The 20,563-nt window shown below is 62.2% G+C and carries 18 protein-coding genes; 9 read left to right on the forward strand and 9 right to left on the reverse strand.

What is annotated here, in order from left to right:
- The first annotated feature begins 57 nt into the window (after nt 1-57).
- From K9D25_RS08920 to K9D25_RS08960, 9 genes are read left to right on the forward strand one after another with little or no spacing between them, the layout of a single operon-like run.
- Nucleotides 58-1,170 (forward strand): glycosyltransferase family 4 protein, encoded by a 1,113-nt coding sequence (locus K9D25_RS08920; RefSeq protein ID WP_244450501.1) that lies wholly within the window; start codon nt 58-60, stop codon nt 1,168-1,170.
- The gene (locus K9D25_RS08925) at nt 1,163-2,023 is read left to right on the forward strand and encodes a polysaccharide pyruvyl transferase family protein (RefSeq protein WP_244450502.1); all 861 of its coding nucleotides are present in this window, start codon (nt 1,163-1,165) and stop codon (nt 2,021-2,023) included. The genes K9D25_RS08920 and K9D25_RS08925 overlap by 8 nt, the downstream gene beginning before the upstream one ends.
- Entirely contained in the window at nt 2,020-3,117 is a 1,098-nt protein-coding gene (locus K9D25_RS08930) for a glycosyltransferase (RefSeq protein WP_244450503.1), read from the forward strand. Before K9D25_RS08925 ends, K9D25_RS08930 begins: the two co-directional genes overlap by 4 nt.
- On the forward strand, nt 3,114-3,983 hold the full coding sequence (locus K9D25_RS08935) for an ATP-grasp fold amidoligase family protein (RefSeq protein ID WP_244450504.1): 870 nt from the start codon (nt 3,114-3,116) through the stop codon (nt 3,981-3,983). The genes K9D25_RS08930 and K9D25_RS08935 overlap by 4 nt, the downstream gene beginning before the upstream one ends.
- Nucleotides 3,984-5,195: a glycosyltransferase gene (locus tag K9D25_RS08940; RefSeq protein ID WP_244450505.1), complete on the forward strand. Its 1,212-nt coding sequence runs from the start codon at nt 3,984-3,986 to the stop codon at nt 5,193-5,195.
- Nucleotides 5,183-7,195: an asparagine synthase (glutamine-hydrolyzing) gene (asnB, locus tag K9D25_RS08945; protein ID WP_244450506.1), complete on the forward strand. Its 2,013-nt coding sequence runs from the start codon at nt 5,183-5,185 to the stop codon at nt 7,193-7,195. Before K9D25_RS08940 ends, asnB begins: the two co-directional genes overlap by 13 nt.
- Nucleotides 7,192-8,028 (forward strand): class I SAM-dependent methyltransferase, encoded by an 837-nt coding sequence (locus tag K9D25_RS08950; protein ID WP_244450507.1) that lies wholly within the window; start codon nt 7,192-7,194, stop codon nt 8,026-8,028. Before asnB ends, K9D25_RS08950 begins: the two co-directional genes overlap by 4 nt.
- A complete protein-coding gene (locus tag K9D25_RS08955; RefSeq protein WP_244450508.1) occupies nt 8,028-9,101 on the forward strand; it encodes a glycosyltransferase family 4 protein in 1,074 nt (357 codons plus the stop codon). The genes K9D25_RS08950 and K9D25_RS08955 overlap by 1 nt, the downstream gene beginning before the upstream one ends.
- Nucleotides 9,101-10,162 carry an EpsG family protein gene (locus K9D25_RS08960; RefSeq protein WP_244450509.1) on the forward strand — a complete coding sequence of 354 codons (1,062 nt, stop codon included), beginning with the start codon at nt 9,101-9,103 and terminating at the stop codon, nt 10,160-10,162. The genes K9D25_RS08955 and K9D25_RS08960 overlap by 1 nt, the downstream gene beginning before the upstream one ends.
- On the opposite strand, the gene K9D25_RS08965 is transcribed toward K9D25_RS08960, so the two are convergent.
- From K9D25_RS08965 to K9D25_RS09005, 9 genes are all read right to left on the reverse strand, one after another.
- On the reverse strand, nt 10,049-10,678 hold the full coding sequence (locus K9D25_RS08965) for a YdcF family protein (protein ID WP_244450510.1): 630 nt from the start codon (nt 10,676-10,678) through the stop codon (nt 10,049-10,051). The two genes, K9D25_RS08960 and K9D25_RS08965, sit on opposite strands and share 114 nt — an antisense overlap.
- Nucleotides 10,679-10,778: 100 nt before the next feature.
- Complete coding sequence (locus K9D25_RS08970; protein WP_244450511.1) at nt 10,779-11,396, reverse strand: plasmid pRiA4b ORF-3 family protein; 618 nt, start codon at nt 11,394-11,396, stop codon at nt 10,779-10,781.
- On the reverse strand, nt 11,393-13,018 hold the full coding sequence (gene tnpC, locus K9D25_RS08975; protein WP_432207932.1) for an IS66 family transposase: 1,626 nt from the start codon (nt 13,016-13,018) through the stop codon (nt 11,393-11,395). Before tnpC ends, K9D25_RS08970 begins: the two co-directional genes overlap by 4 nt.
- A 55-nt stretch (nt 13,019-13,073) precedes the next feature.
- Nucleotides 13,074-13,421 (reverse strand): IS66 family insertion sequence element accessory protein TnpB, encoded by a 348-nt coding sequence (tnpB, locus tag K9D25_RS08980; RefSeq protein WP_244378641.1) that lies wholly within the window; start codon nt 13,419-13,421, stop codon nt 13,074-13,076.
- Entirely contained in the window at nt 13,418-13,813 is a 396-nt protein-coding gene (locus K9D25_RS08985; RefSeq protein ID WP_244378650.1) for a transposase, read from the reverse strand. The genes tnpB and K9D25_RS08985 overlap by 4 nt, the downstream gene beginning before the upstream one ends.
- A 207-nt stretch (nt 13,814-14,020) precedes the next feature.
- Complete coding sequence (locus tag K9D25_RS08990) at nt 14,021-15,040, reverse strand: acyltransferase family protein (protein WP_244450512.1); 1,020 nt, start codon at nt 15,038-15,040, stop codon at nt 14,021-14,023.
- Between the two features lie 132 nt (nt 15,041-15,172).
- Nucleotides 15,173-16,288, reverse strand: coding sequence for a glycosyltransferase family 4 protein (locus tag K9D25_RS08995; RefSeq protein ID WP_244450513.1), 1,116 nt, complete (start codon nt 16,286-16,288; stop codon nt 15,173-15,175).
- 142 nt (nt 16,289-16,430) lie between these two features.
- Nucleotides 16,431-17,948 (reverse strand): sugar transferase, encoded by a 1,518-nt coding sequence (locus K9D25_RS09000; protein WP_244450514.1) that lies wholly within the window; start codon nt 17,946-17,948, stop codon nt 16,431-16,433.
- 159 nt (nt 17,949-18,107) lie between these two features.
- Nucleotides 18,108-20,477 (reverse strand): transketolase, encoded by a 2,370-nt coding sequence (locus K9D25_RS09005; RefSeq protein WP_244450515.1) that lies wholly within the window; start codon nt 20,475-20,477, stop codon nt 18,108-18,110.
- Nucleotides 20,478-20,563: the final 86 nt, after the last annotated feature.

Raw genomic sequence — 20,563 nt, forward strand, 5'->3', positions numbered from 1 at the left:
ATAAAAAGCTTTTTGCGTTCAAGAAGCTTGTTTTGTCTCGTTCTTAGGAGCTTTTTGATGCAGATCCTCTTCATTTCACAATTCTTCCCTGCTCCAAACGCCATTGGAAACACAGGGGGAACGATCAGCAATCTCAATATGCTTCGTGTTCTTGCGCAGCGTTATGCTGTTACGGTCTTGTCTTTTGATCCCAGCACGCACGAGGATATGTTCGCAGGGGAATCTTTTCGTGTTTTCTCCCACCCCGCGCCTGCCTGGCGCGCACCAGATCTGTTTCGCCATTGGTTGGACTTCGTGCGAACAAAAACCCGCTCGAGGATCGAAAACACCACTCCACCGGAAGCCGTCATCGCTACAACCTCCACGCTTGCTGCCTTCGATGTTTGCCCGCCGGACACCGCCCGCGTCGCGCTTGTTCGGGCATATGAGAATTTTGGTCTGCGCTGCCCGTGGGTTCCGGCGCGCCAGCGCATCAATCTGGGCAAGTTGGCGGCGGTGCGTCGGTTTCAGGATCCGCGGCTCATGCGTAGCGCCGATGCGGTTCTGACCAACAGCAGCTTCATGCGAACCGCAATCTCCGATCGGTTCGGGTTGGAGCCGGGGCGCATTCATGTGTTACTGCAGGCCTGCGATGTTAATGCCGGGGTATCTGCCGCGCCACCTAGAACCATCGGCTTTGTCACTCGCGGGCCTGAAAAGGGTTTAGTATTCGTTCTTGATCTCGCCCGCCGTTCGCCGGATCTGCGCTATCTGATCTATGGGCATGACCGAGATCGTCCTGACTTTGTGCCTGAAAATGTCTATTGGCAGGGCTGGGCGTCTGACCGGGATGCGATGTTTGCCTCGGCTCGGCTCTGGCTGGTGCCGTCGCGCTGGGCTGAGCCGTTTGGCCGCGTTTCGATCGAAGCACAGGCAGCAGATCGCGCTGTTTTGGTTGCGGGAACCGGCGGCTTGCCGGAGACCGTTCTGGACCCTCAGTTCCGGGTGGATGGGTTTGATGCGAAGCAATGGCTGATACGCCTGCGATCATTGCTGCAGCTTGCACCTGTGGAACTGCAAAGAAACGGTGCCCGAATTCGCGAGAGTTTTTCGTCAGAGGCACATGATGCCCGGGTGCTCGGAGCGATGGAACGCATTCTTACTGGGAAAAGGGCGAAGGCCGATGCTTGATCGGATCCGTGCAATACCGAGGAAACTTGCAACGACCAGCCGCTTGTGGCGGGAGGAGGATGCTATTGTAATGCGATGGGCGACAGAGGGCGTTGTCGCGCAAAACTGGGGCGACAAGCTGAACCCCTATATGGCTGAACGCATCAGTGGCCGAAGGGTGATCCATCGGGCCGATGTCTATCAAATCCCACCTCGGCCCGTGCACTACTGGATCGGGAGCCATCTTGCGACGGCTTGCAGCGATCCGAACGCCATGGTCTGGGGTGCTGGCTTCATTTCTGCCAATGTCCCGATCAACGGGCGTCCACACGAGATCCACGCCGTCCGCGGGTGGTTGTCGAACGAGCGTCTTAGGAAAGAGGGGCTACCGGCGCCGGATGTTGTCGGTGATGCTGCTCTCTTGCTTCCAAGGCTATACGAACCTAAACGAAACTTGGAGCAGCGATCTTTAGGCGTGATCCCGCATTGCTACGAGTGGGAAGAGGATTTCTATTGCAGGACACGCGATTGGGAGGATGCGCGCGTCATCAACATCAGTGGGGGAATCGAAGATGTGATCGAGCAGATCGTTGCGTGCGACCGCGTGATTTCATCCTCGCTGCATGGGATAATCTGTGCGGACGCCTATGGCGTGCCGGCGATTTGGCTACACGCGTCTAACAAGCCCAAGGGCGACGGGTTTAAATTCAGGGATTATTTCTCCTCGGTCGGACGGTCAGATTGCGAGCCCATAATCGTGGATGCAAACACTGAACGCTCCGAATTGGAGGACCGGTTTCATAGTTATCGGGTAGAGATTGACCTCAACGCCCTTTGGGCTGCCTGTCCCGTCCAACCAGTGAATCTAAGATGATTATCTCCATCCTCCTCCCTGACCTGCGCTGCGGGGGAGCTGAGCGGGTGATGCTCGATCTTGCGCATGAATTCGTCCGGGCTGGACACGAAGTGGAATTCGTGTGCATGCAGGCGAGAGGCGAGTTTCTCGGAGAGGCGCGGCAAAGCTTTTCTCTGGTCGATCTCGCAACCCCCCGCGCCCGCCACCTCCCCCTCGCTTTAACTCGCTATCTGCGCCGCCGACGCCCCGTCTCCCTCCTAGCCGCGATGTGGCCGCTGACCGGGATCGCAGGTGTCGCCACGCGTCTCGCGGGTCGGGACATCCGCCTCGTTTCCAGTGAGCACGTCGACTTTCGACATACGCCATCCCTTAGGCAATCGGAAAGATGGGCGCTGAAGCGGTTCGGACAGCAGCTTTACGCCCCGTGCCACAGTGTCGTCGCGGTTTCTCAGGGGGTAGCGGACAGCCTGCAGGAGGTTGCCGGTCTTTCCGTTGAGCGCTTGACCGTGATCCACAACCCGGTTCGCCCCTTGCCGCCGGGCCTAATGACAGCAGAGGACCGACGTCACCTTGCCGGATGGCTGGAGGGGGGCATGCGGCTCATCGCAATCGGCACACTAAAGCGCCAAAAAGGATACGACGTCCTCCTGCGCGCGCTCGCCGATCTACGTAAGAGGCAAGACGCGCGGCTGCTGATTCTTGGCGAGGGGCAGTTACGGGACGAACTGGAGCGGTTGGCGGTCAACCTAGGCATCGCCGACGGCGTCTGGATGCCTGGCTTCCGCGCCAATCCCGGCACTTTCCTGCAGCATGCGGATGTCTTTGTAATGTCCTCGAACTGGGAGGGGTTCGGCAACGTAATCGTCGAGGCATTGGCCGCCGGCGTCGCGATCGTCTCGACCGACTGTCCCTCGGGGCCAGCGGAAATCCTCGATAATGGACGTTACGGACATCTTGTCCCACCCGCTGACGCGATGGCGCTTTCACGCGCAATCGCTAGGATGCTCGATGCACCCATGCCACCGGACCTACTCAAAGCGCGCGCGCGGTCATTTCGTCCGCCCGACAAGGCAGCACAATACCTGCGACTGCTCACAGGAGATCAGAATTGAAGCTAGCGCCCTACGCTCATGGTTTTCTGGACAGGCTCCCTTACAGCCCGCTCGGTGATCGTCTCTTTTGTTTTCTTATGTTTGTTTATGCGCACCGTCGGCTACCACGCAAAAAGAGTAGATTGTTCAATGACTATCTGTATCAGCTTAAAACCTCTCAGGAAATTCTTGATGTTCTTCGCCAGATGACGTCCGACAAGGTCTTGGTCAAAAGCTACGTGCGCGAGAAGTGCGGCGATGGACTGACGCTCAAGACATTAGGCGTGTTCGGGTCAGTGCTCGAACTCGAAGGAAACATTCTGCCAAAACCCTGTGTTGTAAAGCCGGCGCACGGTAGCGGGTCAGTCGTGTTCCTCAATGAAGGCAGATGTACTTTGACAGACCGTGAGCGCGACAGCCTGCGTGCAGCGTTGCGAACATCACCATATGAGAGTGCGCGGGAGAGGAACTATGCTTTCCTTCGCCGTCGTCTCATTTGTGAACCCATGCTGCCATCTGGCATAAAGACGAAAGACTACAAGTTTTTTTGCTTTCAAGGACAGCCACGCCTCGTACAGGTCGACAGTGATCGGCAACACCAGCACAAGCGGAATATATACACATCAGAATGGGAGCCGGTAAGCCTAACCTACAATTTCCCGATTGGTCCTTGGGAAGAAGCACCATCGCAGCTTGCGCAGATGCTAAACACTGCTCGCCAACTATCAGAGCCATTCGAATTTGTGCGTGTTGATTTTTTCATAGATGAAGATCGATATTACGTTGGCGAACTCACGCACTGCCCTGAATCGGGCCACGGTCGGTTCGCGGACAAGAACTCCGAGAAAAAATTCTCCGAACTTCTTTTTGGCAACGGCAATAAATAAATGAGGGCTACCCTCTACCTCACCCGTAACGGCCTACTGGAACCGCTTGGCCAGAGCCAAGTACTCGCCTATCTACGAGGGCTATCGCGGGAGTATCGGATCACCCTGATCACTTACGAGAAGAACGAGGACCGAGCGGACGAGGCGCGGATGGCTTCGGCACGGGCGGAATGCGAGGCGCTCGGCATTCGCTGGCTGCCACAAAAGTTCCGGCCCCAACCCAAGGTGATCGCCCCGGCGCTGTCGATGCTCCGAATGGCCTGGCTGGTGCGGCGCGAGGTACGCCGGCGGGGGGTGAGGCTGATCCATGCCCGCTCTTATATCCCCGCCGCCGTGGCGCTGGTGGTGGGGCGGATGACCGGCGTGCCGTTCATCTTCGATATGCGCGCGCTCTGGCCGGAGGAGCTGATCACGGCGGGGCGGGTGAGGCGCGGCTCGCTGCTGCATCGGGCGATCGTCGCGGCCGAGCGCGCGTGCCTGCGGCGGGCGGCGGCCGTGGTGTCGCTGACCCATGCCGCGGCCGAGTACCTGAACCGCCTCTATCCGAAGGAGATGGCGGGCCGGACTGTGGTGGTGATTCCGACCTGCGCCGATCTCGATCGCTATGTGCCACCGCTAGGCAAGCCCGGAACCCGTGTCGTCGGCTGCCTCGGCACGGTGCTGAGCGGCTGGTTCCGGATGGACTGGCTGGCCTCCTTCCTGGCGGTCGCCGCCCGTCGCGACCCAGGCGTCCTATTTGAAATCACCACCCGTGATGATCCCGAGCAGGTGCGGGCGCTGGTGGCCGCCGACCCGGCGGTGTGGTCCCGGCTGGATGTGGCCCCCTGCCCGGCAGACCGGGTCCAGGAGGTGCTGCAGGGCCAGTTCGTCTCGGTGATGTTCTATGCTGGCGGCGAAGTGTCTGAACTCGGCCGCTCCCCGACCCGGATGGCGGAGATTCTCGGCTGCGGCATGCCGGTCGTCGCCAATGACGGCGTCGGCGATGTCGCCGCCATCATTCGCGAGCATCGTGTCGGCGTCCTCGCCGAGGGGCCGGCTCCCCATCAGATGGAAGCGGCGTGGGAGGCGCTAGAGGCTCTCCTCGCCGATCCCGATCTTTCCGCCCGTTGCCGGCGGACGGCGGAGCGGATCTTTTCGCTCTCGGCGGGCACGCGGGCCTATGGCCGTATCTATGCCGGACTGATCAACGGAGACGGCCCATGTGCGGACTGACCGGAATCCTTGCACCTCGCGGTCACCGGAACGGTGGTTTCGGGCGACTGGTCCAGAAGATGACCTCAACCCTCAGCCACCGCGGTCCTGATGCCGAGGGGATTTGGACAGAGGATGCTGTCGGCCTTGGTCACCGGCGTCTATCGATTGTCGACCTCAGTTCGGCCGGCGCGCAGCCGATGCATTCGCCCTGTGGACGGTACGTAATTGCCTTTAATGGCGAGATTTACAATCATCTTGACCTTCGCCAGGAGCTGAGTGTTTCAGGCATCGAGCCAGAATGGCGAGGGCACTCGGACACGGAAACCCTGCTGGCGGGCATCGCGCACTGGGGGATAGAGCAAACCCTGCGACAGGCGTCAGGCATGTTCGCCATGGCGCTGTGGGACCGGAAAGAGCAGCGACTGACGCTGGCCCGCGATCGCATGGGGGAGAAGCCGCTTTATTGGGGCTGGGCGGGCACTGATCTCATCTTCGGGTCGGAACTCAAGGCCTTGCGGGCACATCCGCACTGTCCCTCCTCGGTTTGCCGTGAGGCGCTGGCACAGTATCTCTCGCTGGGGTATGTGCCCTCGCCACGCAGCATCCATCCAGGGCTGTACAAGCTGGAACCGGGCTGTCTGCTCGAGGTGGATGCAGCGGGCTTACCGGCGGCGGCGCCCCCACGCCCCCTGCGCCCAGGCGACAGTTCGGGCGGGTTGAATATCCGCCGCTTCTGGTCGCTCGACAGCGTGATTCAGGCGGGCGCAGAGCAGCCCCTAACCGACGAGGCGTCGGCAGTCGACATGGTTGAGGCCACGCTTGCCGCGGCCGTTGGACGCCAGATGGTGGCGGATGTGCCACTTGGCGCCTTCCTGTCGGGTGGTATCGACAGTTCGCTGATCGTCGCGCTCATGCAGCGGCAGTCGCGTCAACCGATACAAACATATACGGTCGGCTTCGGGGCCAAGGAGTTTGACGAGAGTCCTCACGCCGCCGCCGTGGCCGGACATCTGGGTACCAACCATACGGCGATCCATGTCACCGAGGCCGAAGCGCGCGAGGTCATCCCTCTGCTACCTGAGCTTTATGACGAACCTTTCGCCGATTCATCGCAGATTCCTACGCATCTCGTCTGCCGCGCCGCACGGAGCGGCGTGACCGTTGCCCTGTCGGGCGATGCCGGAGACGAATTGTTCGGGGGCTACAATCGCCACGTTTTCGGCCCACGCCTTTGGAATCGCATCGCGCCGATGCCCTTTGCATTGCGGCGCTGGATTGCCGCGGCGGCTCTAGCCCTGCCAGAGCACGCATGGGACAGGCTGGGGCAGTTGCACAACGCCATGCGCCCATCGGCCGGCGGAATCTCAGCCATGGGTCAGAAGGTGCATCGGATAGCCGAACGTCTTCGCCGCGCGCAGTCGGTCGACGCACTTTACCGGGATATCATAAGCGTCTGGCCTGCTCCCACGCCCCAGCTGGCGCTCGAAGGTGGCCATTCCGACGGCTCAAGCCCGGGGGCGATTGCCACCGATCCCCTGCCACCGTGTCTCGATGCTGATGCCGCAGGGCGCATGATGGCGCTGGACATGCGCGGTTACCTGCCGGACGATATCCTGTGCAAGGTCGATCGTGCCGCAATGGGCATCGGCCTTGAAACGCGTGTCCCCTTCCTCGACCCTGCGGTGATCGCCTTGGCGGCCCGGATCCCCGTCGGGATGAAGATTCGTGATGGACAGGGAAAATGGATCTTGCGGCAAGTTCTCTATCGCCACGTGCCGCGCAGTCTGATTGAGAGGCCCAAAGCGGGTTTTTCTGTCCCTCTTGCCTCTTGGCTGCGCGGTCCGTTGCGCGGATGGGCCGAAGACCTGCTGTCACCCTCTGCATTGGCAAGCGATGGACTATTAAACCCACAGCCGATCCGGGATCTGTGGACTGAGCATCTGTCAGGCCGTGTCGACCGTTCGGCGCAGCTTTGGATTATTCTGATGCTGATGGCGTGGAGAAGTAGTCAAAAATGAAAAACATTGATTCAAAGACAGTTTCCTCTTTTGGTGATGAATGGTCCCGCTTCGATCAAGATGGGCTGGATGCAGCGGAACACGACTTTCTTTTCGACACCTATTTCGGCATTTTCCCGTGGGAAAGTTTGCCTGATCGCGCGCTGGGCTTTGATATGGGCTGCGGATCAGGCCGCTGGGCGATCCTCGTGGCGCCAAAAGTAGGCAAGCTCACTTGCATCGACCCCTCTCCTGAAGCGCTAGCGGTAGCTCAGCGAAAGCTTTCTCACCTGTCTAACGTCCGATTCGTCAACGCAAGTGTCTCAGATCAGGCACTACCGCCTGAAAGCCAGGATTTCGGTTACTCGCTTGGCGTTCTGCATCATGTGCCCGACACCGCCTCAGCATTACGAGATTGTGTTCGTCTACTTAAGCCCGGCGCGCCCTTTTTAGTCTATCTGTACTATAGGTTTGATAACCGACCGCGATGGTTTGTCTTTATCTGGAGAATCTCTGATATCATGCGCCGGATCATTTCTGTCCTGCCGTCGAGGATCAAGTCTCTGGTGACGGACCTGATTGCAGTGCTGGTTTACTTCCCCCTCGCGCGCTTAGCCTTAGTCGGTGAACGCTTCGGGTTCAATATTGATCGCTGGCTATTGTCCAGCTATCGTCAGACCAGTCTTTACACCATGCGGACAGACTCACGTGATAGGTTTGGCACGCCGCTGGAACAGCGCTTTACCCGTCGGGAAATTACCGAAATGATGCATGACGCTGGTCTTCTCGATGTCCGATTTTCAGAGTCTTTCCCCTTCTGGTGTGCGGTGGGTCGAAAGCCTCCGGCTGTGTGATGAAAATTGCGCTTCTCACAAAATATGGTGATCTCGCGGCTAGTACTCGGCAGCGATTTCATCAGTATAGCTCGTTTCTAGAAAGCGATGGCTTCGAACTAATTCATCGCCCTCTCCTCGACGATGATTATCTGCGTCACCTCTATGAAGGCCGCAGGCGCGATAATATCCACATTTTTGCTCGTTATTTTGACCGCTTGATGTGGCTTCTATCCAGGCCCGACACCGATCTCATCTGGCTCCATTGCGAACTGTTCCCCTTTCTTCCGGGGGTGGTCGAACGCCTTGCAGGCTATCCGGGTAAGCCGATCATTTTTGACTACGACGACGCTATCTTCCACAACTATGACCAACACAGGAGCGGTATTGTCCGGCGCTTTCTCGGCCAAAAAATTCAGAAAACGATAGGTGGGGCAAAGCTGGTAATTGCAGGAAACGCCTATCTCGCAAATTATGCGCGCCCCTTTTGTCCCCGTGTCGAGATCGTTCCGACAATTGTTGATCTGACAGCCTATACCCAAAGTCTCAAAACCGTCTCAAAAAGCGCTCCAAAGATTGGATGGATCGGCACGCCCAGCACCTGGACCGAATACATGGCGCCGATGATGCCGCTTCTGACACAGGCGGCCCAGTCAGCCGGTGCGCGGATAATTGCCGTCGGCGCAGGCCGCGCAGCCGCGGCGCATCCCCTGCTCGACAATCTGACATGGACAGAGGAGTCCGAGGTCACGCGAATTCACGAGATGGACATCGGCGTCATGCCGCTTGATGATTCTCCCTGGGCGCGGGGCAAGTGCGGCTACAAACTGATCCAGTACATGGCCTGCGGCCTTCCCGTCGTCGCCTCGCCCGTCGGCGTCAATGCCGAGATCGTCGAGCATGGCGTGAACGGCTTCCTGGCGACGACGCATCAAGAATGGAACGCCGCCCTGACGACGCTGCTTCGCGATCCCGACCTGCGGCGGCGCATGGGGGCTGCTGGCAGACGGAAGGTAGAAGAAGCGTATAGCCTGCAGGTCTGGGGCCCGCGCCTCGCGGCGCTGCTGGCCGGCGTGGCGGGTCGAGTCGTCTGATGTTCTACGTCGTCGTTTTCATAGGCTTGATCATCGCGAGATTCGTAAAAACAAGAAAGCTGTATTCAGTTTTATTATTCCTTCTTTTCATTTTATCGGCCTTTCGTTTTGAGGTTGGTTGTGATTGGATGGGTTATTTTAATCAATATAACGTTCTTGGTTCTGACTCTATTAATGAGATATTTTCAAAAAGAGAGCCGTTGTGGGGTCTTGTCTTTTTCATCCAGCATGCTGTTGGTCTGCCCTATCCGTGGATCAATGTTTTTTCGTCGGCAGTTTTCTTCCTCGGCGTTCACTCCCTGGCGAAGCGCCAGCCCAATCCCCTGGCGTTTCTGGTGCTTCTCTTCCCGGTCCTGATTATCAACATGCCCATGTCGGGCATCCGGCAGGGGGTGGCGATCGGCGTCATGTGTCTGGCGTTCGGGGCCTTCATCGATCAACGCCTCACGCGCTTCGTGTTACTTATTTTGCTCGCCGGCGGCGTGCATTCCAGCGCGCTGGTGTTCCTGCTGCTGGTGCCACTGGTGCGCGGCCAGTATTCCTGGGACCGTCTTGCCCTCGCCGGCCTTATGGCCGTTCCGGGCGGCCTCGCCCTGATGTCTTCGGACAACGCCGCGGTCGCCACCGGCCGCTATGTCAATACAGGCGTCGATGCCGCCGGCGCGGCCTTCCGCGTCGGCCTTTTGGCTCTTACTGCGCTGTTTTTCTTCGTCATTCTGCGCCGCAAATGGGCAAACGTGTTTCCGCGCGACTACAAGTTGGCGGCTCTGGGGGCCGGGGCGATGATTGTCACCATGTTCATAGTGCCCGTGTCCTCCGTCATCGGCGACCGGCTGGCCTACTATCTGGTGCCCATCCAGGCCATGATCTTCGCTCGCGTGCCTTATCTGCCGCTTCGGGCACACCGGACATTCTATATAATTGTGCCCTATGTCGCCCTTCTATTGTTACTGTTTGCCTGGGTGAGCCGTTCGGTCATTTTCTCGCTCTGCTATGTGCCATATCGGAGCTGGCTCTTCGGCCCTCTCGACTCCTTGAAATACGATGCGTTCTTCTGGTAGCGACGCCGCGCCGCCAAGGCGCGGAGGATCAGGCGTCCATCTCGCCTGTGGCAACAGGGTTATCAGCCAGGTGGCGAGGAAGGTGCCGAATTCGGCGAGAGGTAGCCGTTTGGGACCCTCGCAGGTGGGGCAATTTCGATCGGAGGTCAGGCGCCTGACCTCGACCCTTCCGTGAAGTGCTCGCTCCAGTGCCAGCGACGCGCGGGCCATGTGCGTTGAAGAGGTGATCAGCGTCACCTCGTCGATCTCCGGATGGCGGCTCAGCCAGCACGAGGTCTCGATCGCGTTTTCAAGCGTTGAGTTCGCCTCGGTGGCAAGGACGATATCCCCGGCCGACAGGGCGGAAACCAGCCGCGGCGAGAGGCGGAACTGTCGGGCGAACCGGGTGGGATCGACGCCGCCCGGGCGATTGGCGCCGGAGACGAGAATCCGCGCCACCCGGCCTTCTTCCATCAGTTCAAGCGCGCGTTCTATCCGGTCTGGCTGACCTGTGAAGACGATCGCCGTGGGTGCCATGGGGGTTTCACCAAGGGTGGACCAGCTTCTCCAAAGGAAGCTCACATAGAGGCCTCCCAGTGTAACCCCCCGGCGAGGGCCACGGGGGTTATCGGCCTGATCAGTTGATTTGACCACGGCTCTTGGCGAACGCGGCTTTGCCGATTGCGCGGCGTCGGGCGAGCCTTGCGATGCGGGCGCGGATGAGGTCCTCGTCGATGAGAGCCGGATCGAACGGCGCCCCGTACCAGCGCATGAGCTCGTCATGCTCCTCGTGGGTTGGATCGGCGATGGCTTCGAGGAAGAGCTTGAAGCCGGGGATGCCGCCGACATCCTCGGGTGGTGCACGGTGGGCACCATCGAGGTAACGGGGATAATCCGTGGCGGGATCGGCTGCGGTGGTCGCCTCGATCGTGATCGTGTGCCGCCAGTCGTCGCCGAAGTCATAGGTGTAGCTGAACTCGGTGATGCTGCGGTCGATGAGAGCGCCGAGCCTCAACGTCTTGGCGGAATAGGTCCTGTCGCGCAGGCTGTCCCATTCTGGATCGGGGATGGCAAAGCGCTGCCCGCCGGCGCGGAACTCGAACAGGTGAGTGTCCTCGAACGGCATGACGGCCTGGATGACGTCGTGCAAGGCCTTGAGCGACGAGGTGAGCGGCACCTCGACACGGCGCCAGATGGTGGGCTGCCAGTCATCCAGTTCGATCTTCAGGCGAGCGATCCGATCGACATGGCTCATGCCGCGAGACTCCCGGGCTCTCGCGCCGCATGCCAGTTCCAGGGCAGCAGCTCGGCGAGCCGGTTCTGCGGCATGTCTGCGATGCGAGCGAGCACGTCAGCGAGCCAGGCCTGCGGATCGATGTCGTTGAGCCGGGCGGTCCCGATCAGGCTGTACATGACGGCGGCGCGCTCGGCGCCGCGGTCGGAACCGGCGAACAGCCAGGCCTTGCGGCCGAGGGCGATGCCGCGCAGCGCCCGTTCTGCCGCATTGTTCGTGAGGCAGACGTGTCCGTCATCGAGGAAGCGGGCGAAGGCGTCCCAGCGCCGCAGCATGTAGTCCATGGCCTGGGCGACAGGTGCATGGCGGGAGAGCCTGGCGCGATGCTCGCGCATCCAAACCTCAAGCTCGGCGACGAGAGGAGCGCTGCGCTCCTGGCGAACGGCTCGGCGCTGATCGGCACTCAGGCCATTGATCTCACGCTCCATGTCGAACAGCGCGTCGATGCGGGCGACGGCCTCGAAGGCAATCGGTGAGATCGGTGCGGCGTTACGCCCACGCCGGCGGTTCGCCGCGATGTCGGCGAGCTCGAATAACTTGCGGCGTGCATGAGCCCAGCACAGGGCCTCGACGATCGGCCCCGGCTGGCGGTCGGGAGCGAGCAGGCGATTGTAACCGGCATAGGCGTCGGCCTGCAGGCTGCCGGTGAAGTGCGTCAGATGCTCTTGCGGGTGTTCGCCCGAGCGGTCGCGTGATGCCCGGAACAACACCGCCGGCGGATCGGCGCCGCCGAAGGGCCGATCGTCGCGCACATACACCCAGGCTCGACCGGTGTCGGTCGTGCCCTTCGCCAGGATCGGCACCGGCGTGTCGTCGCCATGCAGGCGATCTGCCGCCATGACATGGCGCTCGAGCAGCACGTGCAACGGGTGCAGCGCTGCGGCGCAGGCGCCGACATGATCGGCCAGCGTCGACAGCGGCAGATCGATGCCCTCGCGAGCATAGCGCTCGCTCTGCCGGTTCAGAGGCTGGTGCTGGCCGAACTTCTCGAACAGCACCATAGCCAGCAGGTTCGGCCCGACATGGCCGCGCGGGATGACGTGGAACGGCGCCGGCGCCTGGGTCACCGCCTCGCAGGCCCGGCAGGAGAAGCGCTCGCGCACCGTCTGGATCACCTTCCACTGGCGCGGGATCACCTCCAGCGTCTCGGTGATATCTTCCCCGAGCTTCACCAGTCTGCCGGATCCGCAGCACGGGCAGCTCTCGGGTGCGGCGACGATGACGCGCTCACGCGGGAGATGATCAGGGAACGGCTTGCGTGCCGGCCGCTTGCGCTCGAAGGACGCCACATTGGCCGTTTGTGCTGCGGCTTCCGCGGCCAGTTCGTCTTCGGTGGCGTCAGCCTCCAGGTCCTCGAGCTGCATCTCCAGCTGGTCGAGCAGCCGTGCCTTGCGCTCCGAGCGCGTGCCGTAAAGCTCGCGCCGGAGCTTCTCGATCTCCAGCTTCAGCCGCGCGATGAGGGCATCCGTGCTGCTGTTCGCAGCGCGCTCCCGGGCGACGGTCGCCTCGGCTTCCAGCCGCGCGCTACGCTCCGCCAGGATCATGGCGTGGGCCGCGGCAAGGTCGCTCGGCAAAGGATCCATCGGGCTCGACATAGGGCGATGGAATCATATCCGCCGCTCCTGTGCCACGCCCAAATTACCCCGATGCGCCCGGTCGCCACGTCCTCTGCGGATGCCGCCAGTCTATGCCTTCCAGCAGATAGCCGAGCTGCGCAGGGGTGATCGTCACCATGCCGTCGGCCGGAGACGGCCACAGAAAACCACCCCGCTCCAGCCGCTTCGAGAACAGGCAGGCGCCCTGGCCGTCATGCCAGATCACCTTCACCAGATCGCCGCGCTTGCCCCGGAATACGAACAGGTGCCCGCAATGGGGATCGCGCCGTAGAACTTCCTGGACCTGCAATGCCAGACCCGCGAAGCCCTTCCTCATATCCGTGTGGCCCGTCGCCAGCCACACCCGAACCCCGCTTGGAACTGGGATCATCGCCGGCCTCGCGATAGCCCGCCAGCAATCGCCACCACGAACTCCGCTGAGGACCCGACAGGCAGGCTAACCGTCACACCTCCAGCCGACGCGATCTCGATCCGAGTGTCGGTGTGGGCAGTGCTGGATGTGGAACATCCCTCCAGACGATCCATACCCGGCATCGGTGCTGGAAGAGCCTTCGGTGGATCAATAACTGACACTGCCGCAAACCCTGCAGGTTCCATCCGTTCGGAAAGGCGTTCGCGCCATCGATAAATCTGCTGCGCCTGGATGCCATGGCGCTTCGCCGTCTCGATGACGTTGCCGCTCGCGGCCGCCTCTTCAACGACCGCTCGCTTCTCGGCCCAACTCCAGCGCCGACGCCGTACATAGGTCTCTTCTGCGTCCACCGTCCTTCTCCAGCACCGCTGCTGGCACTACTGCCAGATCAGAGGACCGAAAGGCTGGGCACCTCGCCTACATCACGCAAGGCGGCCCGCAGCGGAGGGGTACCTCCCAGTCCCAGTGCGGCTACGAGCAGAAGGCCGGCTCCGGCGAGCAGGGGGCGACGGCATATCGAAGTCGTTCGCATTTAGGGTTTCCGCGGTGTCCGGCGCTCAGGCGGAGCGGGACCCTGTTCGTCGCGACAAGCGGCGCAGCATGGGCCGCTCGAACAGGAGATGATAGGCAATTCCCGCAACGATACCGAACACGCTGCAGGCCGTGAATGTCAGTATCCAGCTGTCCAGCGGCTGGAGAACGCGCGCCAGCAGCGACTGAAGCGGCGAGTGAACGAGATACATCGCATAAGAGGCCGCGCCGAGAAGCAGGATCGGGCCGGGCAGGCGCAGCGAATAATGCGTCTCCATCTGCGCCAGACCCAGGACGAGCGGAGCGAGAGCCAGGCCGAACGGTATGTGGTGCGTCGGCGGGACGATGAAGTAGATCGCCGACAGAATCACGCCCGCGACTGTCGGAACAGGCCAGAAAGCGGTTGGCAGGCGCAGGAAGAGGAAAGACATCAGAACGCCGGCGACGAATTCGAGAATCAACAAATTGAAGACATGCGTCCAAAGGGGAGATGTAATTTCACTGTAGAAACCAATTATGTTTATTGCCAAAGTCAGAGCAGGCCATACCAAAGAGGCAAAAAGAAAACAATTAGTATAGTATGAAAGGGCAAATATGACGTAAAAAATCATCTCAAATACGAGCGTCCAAGCGACGTTAAGTGCCGGCGGCGAGTCCATTGGAAGAAGAGTCAGGGAGCTGACCAATCCCCAGTCTCGCCCTCCTTGTGATATCGTCGGAAGGGCAATGTAGAGAATAATCATTGCAATAGATATAGGAAGATAAGGCACATAAACGCGTATTATGCGCTTTTCCATAAATATAAACGCATAATAGGCGTTCTTTGGATCGCTCCCGTGTACATAATATATGATGAATCCGCTTAGAACGAAAAAATAATCTACGCCATAGGATCCAAGTTCGCGGAGAAGACCCCAGCTCTCGGAAGTGAAGGCGTCGCTCGCCAGGGCGGCATGGTGCGCGACAACGGCAGCCGCCGCGAGGGCTCGCCCAAGCTGGAGGCTGTCCAGCCTGGCGGCGGGACGATCGGACGGAGCGGGCATCATCGCTTGGCGGTTCCGGTTCTATCCGATGGATGTGCGCGCAGCACGGTTGAATGGCGGGCGACGCAGGCCCGCCGGCGGAAAGTCTGGTGCGCGGCGAAAGGTGGGCGCAACCGAAAATTCCTTGCCATCCGATCAACTCCCTCCGGCCAGCTGGGCGATGGCCCGGCGATAGGCGGCAACGACGAGCGCCTCGTCGAAGTCGCGCTCCATCTTGGCCCGCCCGGCGCGGCCCATCGCGCGGCGGGCCTCCTCGGAGAGGCCCAGAAAGCGCTCGATCGCCGCGGCAAGACTTGCTGCGCTTCGGACATCGCACAAATAGCCGCTGATGTCCCTGTCGATCACCGCACGGCACCCCGGCACATCTGTGGCGATCAGCGGTCGAGCCATGGCGGCGGCCTCGATAAGGGTGCGCGGCGCCCCCTCGCGGTAGGAAGGCAGCACGACGCAGCTCGCGGCGGCAATGTGGGGGCGCACATCCTGCGTCGTGCCGAGATACTCGACGGCTCCCTCCGCCACCCATTTCTGCAAGGTCGGCGCGTCGATGGAGGAGCGGTTCTCGGAGCCGGCGGCGCCGAGAAGCTGGAAGCGCACGGTTGGATGGCGTGCCCGGACCTGTCGCGCCGCCTCGACGAATTCGTGTACTCCCTTGTCCCGCAACAGGCGCGCGATCATCAGAAAGACCGGTGGCGCCTCGGGCGACGGCATCTCCGCCGCGGTGAAACGGACAAGGTCGATGCCCGATCCCGGCAGGATGCGGGCCTGAGCGGCCTTGACCAGATGGCGCTGCAGGAAAAGATCGCGGTCGTCGCTATTCTGGAAGTAGATGATGGGAAGGCGGCCAAAGGCCCGCCGGTAGAGCACTTCGGCAATGACCTGCAGAAGGCCGCCGGAAAGGAAGGCAGTGCCGAGGCCGGTGACGTTCGGCAGGAAGGGCACGCCCACCGTCTGCGCCGCCATTGCGCCGAAGATGTTGTTCTTGATCGTGAAGCTCAGCACTATATCCGGGCGCTCGGTGCGGAAAACCTGCTTGAAGCGGCGCAGAAGCTGCAGGCCCTCGGCGGGGTTGAGCCCTTTCGCGTTCATTGCGAGCGGCAGGACGCGGCATCCGAGCCTCTCGAGTTCGGCCACGCTCTCGTCGGGCGGCGCCAGCACAGTCAGAAGGTGGCCGTCGGCGAGCAGGGCCTGGACGACGGGGCGGCGGAAGTTCCAGATGTTCCAGGCCGCGTTGACCGTCATGAGGATGTGCAAGACGCTCTTCCTTCCACTGACCCAGGATGCACGGCGGGCGCTCCTCGCGGCTACGGAAGGCGACTCTATCCATGCGTGACGCGGACAGGCACGCCGATCCGGCGCAGGCGAGGCACGGTCATGTGAGTGAGGCTATCCAGATCTATATGGAGCCGGCCCTCGGCACCGGATGCACCCGCCGATTGGCCTGAAGCTCGGCCTTCCAGTCCGCCACCTCCCGCCAAGCCGTGACAACAACGCTGTCTTCGGTACGGTCGCCATTGAGGACCATCCGCACGGTCTTGAGCGCAATCACGAAATCGAGTTGGAAGCTGGCATTGCGGATGTACCAAAGATCCATTGCCGCCTTGTCGTCGACCGAGATCAGCCGGCCGCCATGGACCTGCGCCCAGCCCGTCAGTCCCGGCCGCACGGCGAGGCGCCCGGTGAAGGCGGAGGATTGTTCGCTTGCGAGCAGCGGCCGCGGGCCGACGAAGGACATCTCTCCAAGCAGGATGTGAAAGAGTTGCGGCAACTCGTCCAGCCGGGTCTTGCGCAGAAAATTACCGATCCGCGAGGTGCGACGGGCCTCTTCGATGCGCGAACCGTCAGTGTCGTGGGCTGGCCGCATGGTGCGGAACTTGTACAGCCGGAGGCGCCGGCCGAAGCGCCCCCAGCGCTCCTGCCAGAAAAGCACGGGGTTGCCGACATCGAGTGCGACCAGTACCGCGACAATCAGCATGAGCGGGACTGCAACGACAAGGATCGCCAGAACAACGACGAAGTCGAACAGGCGTTTAACCGGCCAGTACCCCCGCTGGAGTTCCGCGCAGACCACCACATCCCGGAGCGCGGGCAGGCGGTCCAGCTCGCTGTTGGCGGGCGGCCAATCCTGCACCTTGCCGGGGGTGGCGGTGAAGCCCAGGCGCTCGGCGAGATAGTCGACCAGTATGCCGATTCGGCCCTCTAGGTCCTGCAGGAGTTCGCGCGCCTCGGGCGAGAGCTGTGCGGCGGGAACGGCAACCGCGATCCGCGTCACGTCGACCCCGTGGATTTCGAGGCGGCGCAGGATCTCCGGAAGCTCCTCCGCCTCGCCCATAATCTCGACTTCCTGAAGCCGGCGTCCCTTGTGGCGGCCGCTCGTCGAGAGAACGCCGGCCACGTGAATGGGCCCGTGGCCAAGTTCGCGCGCGGCGCGGATGAACAGCTCAGCCACCGCGTTGTCCCCGACCAAAAGCACGCTCTCGGTGGTAGGGTTGTCCCCAATCCGTGCGGCTGTACTCGGTCTCGACTTGAAACCATGGAGCAGCCGGGCGGCGACCCGTATCCCGCACATGAAGCCGATAATGAGCAGGACGTGGATCAACGGAATCGTACGCGCTAGTCCCACCAGCCGGTTGTAGGCGAAGGTGCCGCTGGAGGCGGCCAGCACGATGACGACGGCCGCCAGCATGATACGCAAGAAATCGTTGAAAGACGCGTAACGCCAGAGATCGCGGCTCGTTCCTGCGACCGGAAGAACGATGGCTGCGGCTATGAGCGAGAAGACAAGATAGGGGCGCAGATCGAGAAACCGATGTGCCCACTGATCCGGCGGGTCGCGGAGCATCACGGAGGCGCACGCTGCTGCCGCTACAACGGCAACATCAAGCACCAATAAAGCCACCCGCACTTTTGCCACCTGCTCCCCCCCCCGGCACATGTTGCACTGCGTCTTCCGGAGGGTAGCAGGCCGCTTGCGTCAATAAAAGCTGCAAGCGTCGGCGCTTACCTCGTCCTGGGGCGGATTCGCGCTGTGTGATTGGCGGGCGGTATCCAATGCCGTCCGATCTTTCGAGCCTCAGCCCACCGCGCGCAGATGGCGGATCGGCCGGCCCGGCACCATCGCCTGCGCCGCGCGCACCATGCCTTGCGCGTCGATGCCGACATGCCGGTAGAGATCGGCGATGGTGCCGGTCTGGCCGAAATGCTCGACGCCGAGCGCCCGGGCGCGGTGGCCGTGCACGGAACCCAGCCAGCCCAACGTCGCGGGGTGGCCGTCCACGGCGGAGATGAGGGCGCAGCCCGGCGGCACGGCGTCGAGCAGCATTTCGACAGGAGCGCGGGCCGCGCTGTCGCCGCCTTCGCGGGCGCGCTGCGCCGCCGTCCAGCCGGCATGCAGCCGGTCGGCGGAGGTGACGGCGAGCAGGCCGACATCGCGCCGGTCCTCGGCGATCAGCCCCACCGCCTCGATGGCTTCCGGCGCCAGCGCACCGGTATAGGCGATCACCACTTGCGCGTTCGGCCCCGGCCGGCGCAGCCAGTAGCCGCCGGCCACGATGTCGCTGGCCAGCGCCGCGTCCATGGTCCGGCGCGGCTGGTCGATGGTGCGGGTAGAGAGGCGCAGATAGGTCGAGCCGCCATCTTCCGCCTGCGCATGCTGGAAGGCGAAGCGCAGAATCACCGCGAGCTCGTCGACAAAGGCCGGCTCGAAGCTCGCCAGCCCGTCCTGCGCCATGCCGATCAGCGGCGTGGCGATCGACTGGTGCGCGCCGCCTTCCGGCGCCAGCGTCACCCCGGAAGGGGTGGCGGCGAGGATGAAGCGGGCGTCCTGGTAGCAGGCATAGTTCAGCGCATCGAGTCCGCGCTCGATGAAGGGATCGTACAGCGTGCCGATGGGCAGCAGCCGCTCGCCGAACAGGGAATGCGACAGGCCGAGCGCCGAGAGCATCGTGAACAGGTTCATCTCGGCGATGCCGAGCTCCAGGTGCTGGCCGGCGGGGCCGAATTCCCAATTATAGGTCGAGGGAATGCGCTCCTTCTTGAAGGTGTCGGCCAGTTCCTCGCGCGCGAACAGCTTGCGCCGGTTGACCCAGGCGCCGAGATTGGTCGAGACGGTCACGTCGGGAGAGGTGGTGACGACGCGGCGGGCGAAATCATCCTCGCGCTTGCCGATCTCGTTCAGCAGGAGGCCGAAGCCCTGCTGGGTGGACATGGCGGGCTGCAACGGCACGTCGAGCGTGGCCGGCACCTCGATCCTTGGCGGCTGGTGTCGCCGCGTGCTTCGCTGGCAGAACGGCACCGCGTCGAGAAAGGCCTGCAATTGGGCCGGTGGGGTGGTGAGGCCCTCGAAACGATCCCACTCATGCCCCTCGCGCACGCCATGGCTGGCGCGCAGGCCCTCCAGCTGCCCCGGCGTCATCAGCCCGGCATGGTTGTCCTTGTGGCCCGCGAGCGGCAGGCCGAAGCCCTTGATGGTGTAGGCGATGAAGCACACCGGGCGGTCATGCGCGCGCGCCTGCTCGAAAGCCTCGATCAGCGAGGGCAAATCATGCCCGCCGAGATTGCCCATCAGCGCGGCGAGTTCCGCGTCCGAGCGCCGCTCGATCAGCGCGGCGACCTCGCCCTGGTCGCCGATATCGTCCATCAGCCTTTTGCGCCACGCCCTGCCGCCCTGGAAGGTCAGCGCCGAATAGAGCGGGTTGGGGCAGGTGTCGATCCAGCGCTTGAGCGCCTGCCCGCCCGGCTCCTGGAACGCCGCCTCCTGCAACTGGCCATATTTCAGGATCACCACATCCCAGCCGAAGCTGCGGAAGATGGATTCGAACCGTTCCCACAGCCCCTCGCGCACCACGGCGTCGAGGCTCTGGCGGTTATAGTCTACGATCCACCACGTATTGCGCAGGCCGTGCTTCCACCCCTCAAGCAGCGCCTCGAAGATGTTGCCCTCGTCCATCTCCGCATCGCCGACGAGGGCGATCATCTTGCCCTCGGGACCTTTCCCCAGCCCCTTGGCGGCGAGATAGTCCTGCACCAGCGAGGCGAACAAGGTCTGCGCCACGCCGAGGCCGACCGAGCCGGTGGAGAAATCGACGTCGTCAATGTCCTTGGTGCGGGAAGGGTAGGACTGCGCACCGCCAAAGCCGCGGAAATTCTCCAGCTTTTCCCGCGTCTGCTTGCCGGAGAGATACTGGATGGCGTGGAAGATCGGGCTCGCATGCGGTTTCACCGCCACCCGGTCCTGCGGCCGCAGCGCCTTGAGGTAGAGCGCGGTCATGATGGTCGCCATGGAGGCGGAGGAGGCCTGATGGCCGCCCACCTTCAGCCCGTCGACATTGGGGCGGACATGATTGGCGTTGTGGATCGTCCACGTCGCCAGCCAGAGAATCTTGCGCTCCAGCTCCCGCAGGATGGCGATGTCGTCGGCACTGTTCGCGGCAATCTTGACCATGGTCGGCGCTCCGGGCTCACCCACGGCAGAAGCCTAGGCACGGGCGAGGGGCGTTTGCAGCTATTCACCATCGCCCGCCCCGCCTA

It is taken from the genome of Ancylobacter polymorphus, from assembly GCF_022836935.1.
In the GTDB taxonomy this organism is placed as follows: Bacteria; Pseudomonadota; Alphaproteobacteria; order Rhizobiales; family Xanthobacteraceae; genus Ancylobacter; species Ancylobacter polymorphus_A.